The following is a 10,352-nucleotide window of genomic DNA, read 5'->3' on the forward strand; positions in this document are numbered from 1 at the left end:
AGCGGACCCACCGGTCGCACTCGCTGCTTGACAAACATAGAAGCATCCCTGTGGTCTGCAGACGTCCTTGACGAGCTCAGCCGCAACGTTGCCGAACGAGGCATCGCAGTGGACAAGGTCGAACGCAGGATCACCCAGATGAACCGCGCCTTCCCCGACGCGACGGTGCACGGATCTTCTCACCGCCACGAACTCCCATGGCGCTCGAATCTGTCTTCTACCGGCAAGGTTTCGGGTCAACAGAGACTGAAGCCTTGCGCTACGAAACGCTGGAACCAACGCTTCGTCCTGTGCTGACCAGCGGGTTTGGTGGAGCCGTGTTTCTGATCCTCAGTCCTGGTCGTCTTCTGCGTCCCAGGAGGCGAGGTCTTCGTCACTCACTCCGGTACACACGTCGAGGCCGAAAGACCGCACGGCCCCGACGGCTTCAGCTGCGTTGGCAGGGTTCAAGCCGCCGGCCAGGGACACCGGGATGTCCAGCTTCTCGACGATCCGGGCGCTGATGCTCCAGTCGTGACGACGTCGGGCGCCTCCGGACTCCTTGATCTCCAGCGCGGGGTTGCCGGAGTCGAGCAGCACTGTGTCCGCGTCCTCGACCACGACAGTGGCTTCGTCGGTTGCCTTCTCGTCGACCACCTGGATCACCTGCGCGAGACGAATACCCGGCAGGGCCTCGTGCGCACCCGGGTGTGCGCTCCCGTCGGCAACCACCACCAAGCACACCCGCTGGTGAGCACATACACGATCGCAGTGAACACCTCCCGATCCGCAACGCGCCGGCTGCTCGGCCATCTACGCACTGGCCGTGCGGTGGGCCGAGGGCATCCGTGAAGGCGTTCAACGAGTCGAAAGCACCCGCACAACGGCGATGCCCCAGGGGAGACCGTGCACTACTGAGTGCCACCCCTCCCCCTCAACGGCAACGGTTCGATCAGCGGCAGCCGCGCTTGCTGTCACCACACTCGCATTTACGTGGTCGGCAACGTTCTGGTAGAAAGGTGGTCGGCAACATAAATCAAGGAGGTTGAGCTCACCCATGAGCATCCTGTGGAATCCGTTCAAGGTCGGACAGATCACTCTGGAACACCGGCTGGCCATGGCGCCGATGACCCGTGACCGCGCGCTGCCGGACGGCACACCGTCGCCGATGATGGCCGAGTACTACGCCCAGCGTGCTTCGCTCGGACTGCTGATCACCGAAGGCACACAGCCCAACGAGGACGGCCAGGGCTACCTGCTCACCCCAGGTATCCACACCGACGAGCACGTCGAGGGCTGGCGCACGGTCACCGACGCCGTCCACGCGGCCGGTGGGCACGTGTTCGTACAGCTCATGCACGTTGGACGGGCGAGCCACCCGGACAACACCCCCCACCACCGCACACCTGTCGCCCCGTCAGCCATTACGCCGGCCTGGCAGATGTTCACCGCGGCCGGGATGCAGGACATCCCGCAGCCGCGTGCTCTCAACAGCGACGAGATCGCAACCACCGTCGACGACTTCCGTACCGCAGCGGCACGAGCCGTCGAGGCCGGCGCCGACGGCGTCGAGATTCACGGCGCGAACGGCTATCTGATCCAGCAGTTCCTGTCACCCAACGCGAATGCGCGGACGGATGGCTACGGTGGCTCCATCGATGGGCGGATCCGGTTCGCCGTGGAGGTCGCCCAAGCCGTCGCCGAGGAGATCGGTCCCGATCGCACCGGTTTCCGCATTTCCCCGGGTGGTACTTTCAACGACATCGACGAGGGCCCTGACCGTGCCCAGACCTATCGCGCCCTGGTCACTGAGCTCGCCCGGCTCGACCTGGCCTACCTGCATGTGATGCACGGGCCGGACGAGGACCTGCTGCACGAGATCCGCAGCCTCTGGCCGACCGCGCTCTTGGTCAACCGGGGCGACCGGCCCCGGGAGCAGATCGCGGACGACTTGGAGACCGGGCTCGCCGACGTTGTCCCCGTAGGACGATGGGCACTGGCCAACCCTGACCTGGTCCAGCGTCTGCATGAAGGCGCGCAACTCAACGAGCCCGACCGGGCGACCTTCTACGGTGGCGGTTCGGAGGGGTACACCGACTACCCCGTTCTCGACAGGAGGTAACCATGACCAACCAGCCGCGCGAGCAGGTGCCGAGCACTGCCGCTCGATTCCCGGTGAGCTTTGCGGTGTTCGCGGTCGCCCGCACGCATCGCGCCCGCGCCGCGCACCTGTTCCGCGAGCTGGGCCTGTTCCCCGGCCAGGAGATCATGCTCTTGCAGTTGTGGGAGGCCGATGGGCAGTCGCAGACCAGCCTCGGACGTACGCTGGGTGTCGACCACTCAACTGTTGCCAAGTCGGTGCGCCGACTCGATCAGGCCGGGCTGGTCACGCGCACCCGTTCCGCTGAAGACCGGCGGGTGACGCTCGTGTACCTCACTGAGAAGGGCCGCCGCCTTGAGGAACACATCGAGCAGGCTTGGAGCGTCCTCGAACGCGAGACGATCAAGCCCCTCACCCCCGACGAACAGACCACGTTCGTCGCACTCGCCCGCCGGATCGAAACCGGCCTGGCCAGCAACGCCCTCGACGACCTCCCCAACCCGCCATGCTGATCCCAGAGGACGCCATACTCCTGCCACTGCTTCTCGGAGCCAACATCGACCCCGTGGGGACCCCCTCGACGGAGTGACGCACCATGAAGTGGGCGGGCAAAGAGCGGGCGCGTTGTTCTTTGGCGCCGGTCCCGGCCCAGACGTCCTCGATCACATCCCGCGGATAGCAGGCCACGAGCACACCCAGGTCCAGATGGTCGGTCAACCGACCGGAGACGGATTCGTATGGGGTGGAGAGGACAACCGGCACTGAGGTGATCCCGGCGAGTTTTATTTCAGGCGCCCGTGTTCGAAATGCGTGAGCACGAGAGCGGCTCGGGCGTTGTTCAGTGCGTGGTGCACATCAGGGGCCTGGTTGGCCAGGGCATCGGTGGCTTCGTCGATGTAGCGGTAGCCGGTGGATCGGCCGATGCCGTGGTCGCGGGCCAGGGTGGCGGAGCCGGCCCACGGTGAAGCAGGTTCCGTGCCGCACGGACACCGTGAGGGCATACGTCACGATTCCGACTCTGCCGAGTACGGTGAGTGATACCGATAAGTCGAGTCGGTAGCACTCCCATCGGAGAAGGGCCGGGGTTTTGACCGGAACAGGAACAGACAACGGCGAGAGCGGTATCACGGTAGGGGTCCTCACCGACCCCGTGGCCATGCCGGTTCTGATCGGCGGGCAGCTCGCCCAGGACCTGCCCCAGATACTGAGCGACCACGTCGATCCCACCCGGGAGTGGACCGTGCAGGTGCGCCAGGCAAGGCTCCCGCCCAGCGACAGCCGACACACGGCGATGATGGAGCTGGCCCAGACCGAGATGGAAGAACACGGCTGGGACATCGCCGTCTGCGTCACCGACCTGCCCATGCGCAGCGGCAAGCAGGCGATCGTGGGTGATGTGAACAACGGGCGGCGCGTGGTCGTGATCTCGCTTCCGGCCTTCGGCGCCGTCAACCTGCGGCGCCGGGCCCGTGCGGTCGTGGCCCAACTGATCGCCGAGGTCCACCGCCCCGGCACCCCGGAGGAAGGCATCGAGCAGCACGCGCGCAGACGCCTTCCTGTGCTGAGCCGACGCTTTCAACGCCTGACCCCGGACCAGGACGGGGTCGATGCCCGCATCTCCTCCCGGTGGGGCTCCTCCCAGCTGCTGTTGGGGATGGTGCGCGCCAACCGGCCCTGGCGCCTGGTGTGGGGACTGACCGGACCCTTGGTCGGTGCCTTCGCCTTCAGCGCTTTCTACCTGATCAATTCCACGGTCTGGGAACTGGCGACCACCCTTTCGCTCTGGCGGATGGTTCTGACGGTGATCGGCGCTCTGGCGGTGATGACCGGGTGGCTCGTGGTCTATCACCACCTGTGGGAGCCGGTCCGGAGCCGTCCCCGGGGCGAGCGTGAGGAGGCCGTGCTGTTCAACGCCTCGACGGTGGCGACCTTGAGCGCCGGTGTGGCCTTCATGTACATCGGTCTGTGTCTGGTGAACCTGACGGCCGGTCTGGTATTGCTCCCGCCGGGGGTCCTACAGTCCTACATCGCGGGTTCGGTGGGCGTGGGTACTTACGTGTCGATCCCGCTGCTGGTGACGTCCGCGGGCACGGTGGCGGGCGCGATCGGCTCGGGCTTCGAGAGCGAGGACTCGGTACGCAACGCTGCTTTCAGCCTGCGCGAGCGTGAACGGCGCGAAGCCTTCCGGGAAAAGCATGAGCAGCGCCAACAGGCCGAGGGCCGATACGGGGAAAACACCCAGGAGTGACCTCTCCGGCCGGGAGCGGCCGGCCGGTATGCGACACCGGTCGCGCAAACACCGGCTTCCGGGACCGAAGGACGCGCGCACACGAAGCCCCTCCGCTCTCAGGAGACCAGAGCGGAGGGACGATCATCGAGGGGATCAGCCCATCGGCGACGGCGTCAGCAACACGAACTCTCCACCAACCACATCGGCACAGATGGCCAGCTTCCCCGCCTGTGGGACGTCGGCCGGACCCATGTGCACCTTCCCACCGCTGTCCCTCACCAGCCGGGCGCTCGCATCGCAGTCGGCCACGATGAACACCGGGTGCCAGTCGGGCACGCCCTCGGTGTCGGTCAGGTACTCGCGACCGAGCTGCATGATGCCGCCGTGTGACTCCTCCATCGGGGCGCCGGCGTTGCGTGCCACGGCGTACCACCCCTTCTCGCCCTGGTCGAGGACCTCGTACTCCCACCCGAGGACCCCGGCGTAGAAGGACTTGGACGCCTCCGCGTCAGGGGTCCACAGTTCGGCCCATCCGAAACTGTCCGGCTCGTTGACCACCTCGAACCCGGCGAACTTCTCCCCGTGCCAGACACCGAACACACCCCCCTGGGAATCGAGCAGGATGGCCATCCGACCGACCGCGGGGATCGAGAAGGGCTCCACGTAGACCGAACCGCCGAGGCGCTCGGTCTCCTCGATGGCGCTCTCGAGATCGTCGCACGCGAAGATGAGCGTCCAACCCGGGCGCTGTTCCTCGTGTTCCAAGGGGCCGATCGCCGCTGCGGCCTTACCACCGAGGCTCATGGACTGGTATCCCCCGGCATCGAACCCGATGTCGTGCAGGGTCCACCCGAACACCCGGTTGTAGAAATCGGCCGTGGCCGCCACGTCGGGTGTGTTCAGTTCCAGCCAGCAGGGCGTCCCCGGCCCGAAATCGGTCGTGATCATGCCTTCCCCTCTCACTGGTTGTGTCTGAAACGAGTCTCACCCGACGCACCGACGTTCAGGGGTTGCTCGCGGCAAAAACTCGCACAACTCGGCCTTGCCACCCATTGGCCCCGTGTGGCACCGCCCCCGCGGAACCGGGATCCTGGGGTGATCAGAGCGAGAGGAGAGCCTGCGTGACCGGCCGCATGATCCATGTGAGTCCCGTCATCATCGACCTGGTGATGACCCTCGACCGCCTTCCCGAACCCGGCGGCGACACGCTTGCCGACAGCTACCGTGCTCTGCCCGGGGGTGGATTCAACGTCATGGCCGCAGCCGCGCGCTCCGGGATGCCGGTGGTCTACGGCGGGGCGCACGGGACCGGACCCAACGGTGACCTGACGCGGGCCGCGCTGCGGGCCGAGGGTGTCGAGATCGCGCACGATCCACTGCCCGATTCCGACACCGGTTTCTGTGTGGCGCTCGTGGAAGCGGACGCCGAACGGACCTTCATCACCAGCTTGGGCGCGGAGAGCGAACTGCCCCCGGAGGCGCTGCGTTCCTTGGAGCCCGCTCCGGGCGACACGGTCTACATCGTGGGATATGCGCTGCTTCCCGGTCCCCGCGCGAAGGACCTGGCGGCGTGGGTCATGGCGCTGCATCCGCAGGTGCGCGTGGCGTTGGACCCCGCCCCGGTGGTGGAGGCGATCGAGCCGGCACTGCTGGCGAAGGTGATGGAGCGTGTGGACGTGTTCAGCCCGAACGCGGCCGAGGCAGCGGCGCTCACAGGCGGGTCCGGTCCGGAGCGGGCAGCCGCGTCCTTGGCGGCGCGCGTGCGCCAGGGCGGTGCCGCGCTGGTGCGCGACGGCGCCGGCGGGTGTGTGATCGCCACGGCGGGCCGGGCCCCGGTGCGGGTGCCCGGAACCGTGGTGTCGGCCGTGGACACGAACGGGGCGGGGGACACCCACGTGGGCGCGTTGCTGGCTGCGCTCTCCGAAGGCCTGGATCTGAGTGCGGCGGTCCGGCGCGCCAACATGTCGGCAGCACGTGCGGTGACACTGCGCGGCCCTGCGACCTCACCGACCCGCGCGGAACTGGCCGCTTTCGCCGCCGAGCACGGGGGCGCCGGCCTCTGAGCGGCGCGGACCAGGGGTGGCCTGGGGTGCGTCCTACCCGTAGGCACAGTCCCCCGCCCCCTGGAAGCGCCATCATGACCTTCCCGAACACCGGCCCGCACCGAGGGGCCGGCTCCGGACAGTGGTCCGGTACCGCGGATCACCCCGACCAGAAACCCTCGCGGCGGCGTTCGTACTGCCTCGGGTGCCTGGTGCTCCCCCTCGTGGGGGTAGTGGTCCTGTCCGTGTACGCAACGGTGCAGAGCTTCCAGAGCGGCCGGATCGTGCCCTTCCCCGAGTTGTCGGCGTCCCCGGAGTGGACCGCCGAAGGGCTGCCTGGCCGGAGCGTCGGCGGCTGGTGGTCCGAGGAGCGGATCGTGCAGGTCTCCGAGGAAGGGCTCACGGCGGTCGCCACCGACGGCGGGGAGCAACTGTGGCGCCTGGAGCCCGACACCCGTGTGTGCGGACTGGCCGAGGAGCCCGCCGAAGGGGTCGGGGTGGTGCTCCTGGACGGCGACCACGAGGACCCCGATCCGCCCTCCCTCGAGGAGGAGGATCCGGCGCGTTCCTGCGACGACGTGCTCGCGGTCGACCTCGACGACGGGAGCGAGCTCTGGCGTAGCGGCCCGCTCCTGGAGAGCGGGCTCCCCGAGTCGCGCCACCGGGAGGAGCTCGATGTGAGTGTGCACGAGGACGGGGCCGTGGTACGGGTCGAAAACGAGCTGCTCGGCCTCGACCTCGCCGACGGTTCGCGTTCGTGGGGGCAGCCCGCCACCGTGGCCGCTCTGTGAGGTCGCACCGCGCCGGTTCCGGCCGCACGCAGGGGCCGTGTGCGCGTCGTCAGCGCCGATGGGCGACACGCAGGGCCACGACGAGGAGTCGGCCATCATCGATCGAGTAGACCACCCGATGGTCGCCCACTCGGATACGCCACAGACCTGGGTAACCGCTGAGCCTGCGGCATCCGTCCGGACGCGGCTCCTCCCCCAAGGCCATCACGGCTGAGTACACGCGACGGGCTACGGGCTTGTCCAACTTGCCGAGCTCCTTGCCGGCCCGACTGTCGAACACCACCTCATAGGGACACGACTGCCCATCCGTCACAGTTCAAGCTCTTTCGCCACGTCCTCGGCGGACACGACCTCGGCGTCCCCGGACCGGATCTCCTCCAACCTCTGATGTGCGACACGGCCGTCCTGCTGATCGAGAAGCTCTTCGTAGGCCTCGATCAGCTCGATCGGGACGATGGCGGCAACACGCTCGTGCTTGCGCCCCCTGGTCACGTAAGTGATCTCGTCGCCGAAGGCCGCCCTGTTCACACGCTGGGAGAAGTGGTCGCGGGCGTCCGCGACGGACAGCTCCCTGGGTTCAGTACTCATGTCTCCATTATGCGCCAAGTTGGCCAAGTTCGCCACATTCACACACGCATCAGTGGCGAACGTGGACGAACAGGCGGCCGAAGTACTTGCCCGAGTTCACTTCCGAGCCTTCCGCATCCGCAGAAAACGGCTCGCCCTCCCGGGCCGCATGCGCGAGTATCGCGGCATGGATACGTGTGCACAGTGCGGAGCGGTGAGCGACACCCCTTGCGAGGAGTTGTTCCAGCGGCTGCTGGCGCTGGACCACTCCCGCCAGGAACCGTGGGGACCGCTGCACGGCGTCGCCGTCGCCTGTTACCGTCTCCAGCACCCGGCCTCCCTGACTGAGGGCACGCATGCCTTTCCGCTGGAACTGCTGCGGACCCACGTCGCGGACGGGGCCGAGGCCTCCCGCAAACTCACCCAGCGCGCCCGCCACGCCAACTCCCACCGGGTCCGCCGACGAGAGAACACCACACCCGCTGCCCGGGCAGACGTCCCCGGCGGGTTCTCGTTCACCGTCGCCGAGGTCGCCGTGGACGGTAGCTTCCCGGCCGGAGGCCACCCCGAACGCGTCCGTTCCTGGGCCCGGGCCACCCTGGCAGCCTGGTCCGCCTGACCTGACCGGATCAGTGCTTGAAGTGGACGAACAGACGGCCGAAGTTCTTGGAATCCTTCTCGACCCGGTGGTAGCGGGCCTTGACGTCCTTGCGGTCGAGGAAGCGCAGCACCCGTTTCTTGAGCTGGCCCGACCCCTTGCCGGGGATGATCTCGACCGTCTTGGCCTTCTTCTGCTCGGCCTCGTCCATGATGTCGCTCAGGGCCTGGTCGATGCTCCGGCCCTTGTTGAAGATGTCGTGTAGGTCGAGTTTGAGCCGCACGCTTCCTCCTCGTCGCTTTGCCGGGATGATACGCGCAGGGCCCACACCAGCCCCAGGGCCGCACCCGCGGCGAGCACCGCCAGCACCGCGAGGGTGAAGGCGTCGGGGGCGACGACGGACTGCCCGCGCAAGGCCTGCCACACGGTCAGCAGGGTCAGACCGGTGTATGCGAGGCCGACGACACACACCACGCGCAGGCGAACACCGTCATTGCGCAGGCGAGGCACTCGGGACGCGAGGAGGATGAGCACGAGGGCCAGCAGGATCATCACCTGGAGCCCGTGCATCCCCACGAAGTGCCCCACCCGCAGATCCCCCGCGACGGTGCTCCAACCGACGAAGGGCAGGCCGGGCCCGCCGTCGGCCAGCCCGACGGTGTGCGCGCCCAGTATGTCGGTCCCGTCCTCGACGAGGGCCTCGCGCTGTGCAGAGGTGGGCACGGACATGAGTGGCCCCACGGCCATCCCCAGGAGTGCGATCCACACGCCGGCCCGGATCGCCCAGGTCGTGGAGCGCTCCCGCAGGTGTTGGCGCATGAGCAGGACCGCGATGACGAACGTGGCAATCCAGAGACCGCTGATCATGGCGCCCATGAAGGCGTACAGGGCGAGGTCGAACGGGGACCCGTAGTTGAAGTGGCTCATGGTTCCGCGCCCGACCTGCGTGATGATCACCGCCATCTCGGCCACGGTGACCACGGCGACGACGGTGCCCATCCACCACCCCAGGCGCCGCCACCGGTGGGTCAGGTGCAGCAGCCAGGCGAGGGTGAGGTTGTAGACGGTGATGGAGAGCGCGAATTTGGCGGGTTTGGCCCAGGCCGGGTCACCGTTGATCAGCCGCTGGTCGAGGGCCAGCCCGACGAGGGAGACCAGTAGAAGCACGACGCAGAGCAGTGCGGTGTCCACCAGGGGGCGGTGCCAGGTCCGGACTTCGCGGAGCGATAACATGGGAGAACCTCGCTTGGATAGTCGTAGTATCCGCTATCGATACTTACACTATCCATATTTGAGGCAGAAAGCACAAGGGGTCGGACCCGATGGAGGGGGCGGCATGCGCATCTCGGAATTGAGCGAGCACTCGGGGAGCCCGGTACCGAGCATCAAGTACTACCTGCGGCAAGGGCTGCTCCACCGGGGTGAACGCACCAGCCCCAACCAGGCGCGCTATGACCGGAGCCACCTGCGCCGTCTGCGTCTCATCCGCGCTCTCACCGAGGTCGGCGGCCTCTCCATCGCCGACACACGCGCACTGTTGGAGGGCGTCGACGGGGACAGCCTCAGCCACCACGACCTGCTCGGGCGCACGCTCATGACGGTGGACGCCGACGACCGGGACGGCTCGGGGCCAGAGCAGCGCGACCTGGAGCTCGCCGACACCCTGGCCGGAAAACAGGGCTGGTACGTCTATCCGGACTCCCCCATGCGTGACCGCCTCGCGCAGGTCCTGGCGACCTTCCGGGCCCTCGGCATGGAGATCGACCAGGACTGGCTCCACAGCTACGCCGAGGCAGCCGGCCGGCTCGCACAGGCCGACCTGGAGTACGTGGGGGGCCTCACCGACGTCGACGAACTGCTGGAGAAAGCGGTGCTCGGGACGATCCTGGGCGACAGTCTGCTGGCCGCACTGCGACGCCTGGCCCAGGCGAGCATCTCCCGGGGACAGCAAGGCCCCTGATCCGGGCCCGCGTCAGCACCGCACCGTCCTGGAACGTGCCGGTGTGCCGGGCGGGACCGCCCGGCACACCGGCACCCGGAGATC

The 10,352-nt window shown here is 67.7% G+C and carries 15 protein-coding genes; 7 read left to right on the forward strand and 8 right to left on the reverse strand.

Annotated features, from left to right (window positions below; all coding sequences use genetic code 11):
* Positions 1-330: 330 nt before the first annotated feature.
* Entirely contained in the window at positions 331-714 is a 384-nt protein-coding gene (trpF, locus tag D473_RS27530; protein ID WP_161626435.1) for a phosphoribosylanthranilate isomerase, read from the reverse strand.
* Positions 715-1,036: 322 nt separating this feature from the next.
* Here trpF and D473_RS0123150 point away from each other — a divergent pair, with 322 nt between their 5' ends.
* Positions 1,037-2,101 carry an alkene reductase gene (locus D473_RS0123150; protein ID WP_017611420.1) on the forward strand — a complete coding sequence of 355 codons (1,065 nt, stop codon included), beginning with the start codon at positions 1,037-1,039 and terminating at the stop codon, positions 2,099-2,101.
* A gap of 2 nt (positions 2,102-2,103) precedes the next feature.
* The gene (locus D473_RS0123155) at positions 2,104-2,592 is read left to right on the forward strand and encodes a MarR family winged helix-turn-helix transcriptional regulator (protein WP_026127238.1); all 489 of its coding nucleotides are present in this window, start codon (positions 2,104-2,106) and stop codon (positions 2,590-2,592) included.
* Here the strand turns inward: D473_RS0123155 and D473_RS28760 are convergent.
* Both D473_RS28760 and D473_RS28765 read right to left on the reverse strand, forming a co-directional pair.
* Positions 2,492-2,842 carry a transposase domain-containing protein gene (locus D473_RS28760; RefSeq protein ID WP_161626436.1) on the reverse strand — a complete coding sequence of 117 codons (351 nt, stop codon included), beginning with the start codon at positions 2,840-2,842 and terminating at the stop codon, positions 2,492-2,494. The two genes, D473_RS0123155 and D473_RS28760, sit on opposite strands and share 101 nt — an antisense overlap.
* A 20-nt stretch (positions 2,843-2,862) precedes the next feature.
* Entirely contained in the window at positions 2,863-3,081 is a 219-nt protein-coding gene (locus D473_RS28765; protein ID WP_017611422.1) for a hypothetical protein, read from the reverse strand.
* 86 nt (positions 3,082-3,167) lie between these two features.
* Here D473_RS28765 and D473_RS0123165 point away from each other — a divergent pair, with 86 nt between their 5' ends.
* Positions 3,168-4,328, forward strand: coding sequence for a hypothetical protein (locus tag D473_RS0123165; RefSeq protein WP_017611423.1), 1,161 nt, complete (start codon positions 3,168-3,170; stop codon positions 4,326-4,328).
* Positions 4,329-4,463: 135 nt separating this feature from the next.
* Here the strand turns inward: D473_RS0123165 and D473_RS0123170 are convergent, their stop codons facing one another.
* On the reverse strand, positions 4,464-5,258 hold the full coding sequence (locus D473_RS0123170; protein ID WP_017611424.1) for a VOC family protein: 795 nt from the start codon (positions 5,256-5,258) through the stop codon (positions 4,464-4,466).
* A 173-nt stretch (positions 5,259-5,431) separates the two neighbouring features.
* On the opposite strand from D473_RS0123170, the gene D473_RS0123175 reads away from it, so the two are divergent.
* Together D473_RS0123175 and D473_RS0123180 are read left to right on the forward strand one after the other, a co-directional pair.
* Positions 5,432-6,373 (forward strand): PfkB family carbohydrate kinase, encoded by a 942-nt coding sequence (locus tag D473_RS0123175; RefSeq protein ID WP_017611425.1) that lies wholly within the window; start codon positions 5,432-5,434, stop codon positions 6,371-6,373.
* A gap of 74 nt (positions 6,374-6,447) precedes the next feature.
* Positions 6,448-7,143: a PQQ-binding-like beta-propeller repeat protein gene (locus tag D473_RS0123180; RefSeq protein ID WP_017611426.1), complete on the forward strand. Its 696-nt coding sequence runs from the start codon at positions 6,448-6,450 to the stop codon at positions 7,141-7,143.
* 49 nt (positions 7,144-7,192) lie between these two features.
* Here the strand turns inward: D473_RS0123180 and D473_RS0123185 are convergent, their stop codons facing one another.
* Both D473_RS0123185 and D473_RS0123190 read right to left on the reverse strand, forming a co-directional pair.
* The gene (locus tag D473_RS0123185) at positions 7,193-7,423 is read right to left on the reverse strand and encodes a type II toxin-antitoxin system RelE family toxin (protein WP_241474859.1); all 231 of its coding nucleotides are present in this window, start codon (positions 7,421-7,423) and stop codon (positions 7,193-7,195) included.
* A 29-nt stretch (positions 7,424-7,452) separates the two neighbouring features.
* Positions 7,453-7,731, reverse strand: a complete 279-nt coding sequence (locus D473_RS0123190) for a type II toxin-antitoxin system Phd/YefM family antitoxin (RefSeq protein WP_017611428.1) — start codon at positions 7,729-7,731, stop codon at positions 7,453-7,455.
* Positions 7,732-7,897: 166 nt separating this feature from the next.
* Here D473_RS0123190 and D473_RS0123195 point away from each other — a divergent pair, with 166 nt between their 5' ends.
* Complete coding sequence (locus D473_RS0123195; protein ID WP_026127239.1) at positions 7,898-8,329, forward strand: DUF5946 family protein; 432 nt, start codon at positions 7,898-7,900, stop codon at positions 8,327-8,329.
* A gap of 10 nt (positions 8,330-8,339) precedes the next feature.
* Here D473_RS0123195 and D473_RS0123200 read toward each other — a convergent pair whose 3' ends face one another.
* The gene (locus D473_RS0123200) at positions 8,340-8,591 is read right to left on the reverse strand and encodes a Smr/MutS family protein (protein WP_017611430.1); all 252 of its coding nucleotides are present in this window, start codon (positions 8,589-8,591) and stop codon (positions 8,340-8,342) included.
* The gene (locus D473_RS0123205) at positions 8,528-9,541 is read right to left on the reverse strand and encodes a hypothetical protein (RefSeq protein ID WP_241474860.1); all 1,014 of its coding nucleotides are present in this window, start codon (positions 9,539-9,541) and stop codon (positions 8,528-8,530) included. Before D473_RS0123205 ends, D473_RS0123200 begins: the two co-directional genes overlap by 64 nt.
* Positions 9,542-9,644: 103 nt before the next feature.
* Between D473_RS0123205 and D473_RS0123210 the strand changes: the two genes are divergently transcribed.
* On the forward strand, positions 9,645-10,268 hold the full coding sequence (locus D473_RS0123210) for a MerR family transcriptional regulator (protein WP_017611432.1): 624 nt from the start codon (positions 9,645-9,647) through the stop codon (positions 10,266-10,268).
* The last annotated feature ends 84 nt before the right edge of the window (positions 10,269-10,352 follow it).

The sequence above is a fragment of the Nocardiopsis xinjiangensis YIM 90004 genome (assembly GCF_000341145.1).
In the GTDB taxonomy this organism is placed as follows: Bacteria; Actinomycetota; Actinomycetes; order Streptosporangiales; family Streptosporangiaceae; genus Nocardiopsis; species Nocardiopsis xinjiangensis.

Bases quoted from the DNA above. Each gene is read 5' to 3' on its own strand.
- D473_RS0123205 (WP_241474860.1), bottom strand. From the start codon at position 9,541: ATGTTATCGCTCCGCGAAGTCCGGACCTGGCACCGCCCCCTGGTGGAC.
- D473_RS28765 (WP_017611422.1), bottom strand. From the start codon at position 3,081: ATGCCCTCACGGTGTCCGTGCGGCACGGAACCTGCTTCACCGTGGGCC.
- D473_RS0123190 (WP_017611428.1), bottom strand. From the start codon at position 7,731: ATGAGTACTGAACCCAGGGAGCTGTCCGTCGCGGACGCCCGCGACCAC.
- D473_RS0123150 (WP_017611420.1), top strand. From the start codon at position 1,037: ATGAGCATCCTGTGGAATCCGTTCAAGGTCGGACAGATCACTCTGGAA.
- D473_RS0123195 (WP_026127239.1), top strand. From the start codon at position 7,898: ATGGATACGTGTGCACAGTGCGGAGCGGTGAGCGACACCCCTTGCGAG.
- D473_RS0123180 (WP_017611426.1), top strand. From the start codon at position 6,448: ATGACCTTCCCGAACACCGGCCCGCACCGAGGGGCCGGCTCCGGACAG.
- D473_RS0123210 (WP_017611432.1), top strand. From the start codon at position 9,645: ATGCGCATCTCGGAATTGAGCGAGCACTCGGGGAGCCCGGTACCGAGC.
- D473_RS0123170 (WP_017611424.1), bottom strand. From the start codon at position 5,258: ATGATCACGACCGATTTCGGGCCGGGGACGCCCTGCTGGCTGGAACTG.
- D473_RS0123155 (WP_026127238.1), top strand. From the start codon at position 2,104: ATGACCAACCAGCCGCGCGAGCAGGTGCCGAGCACTGCCGCTCGATTC.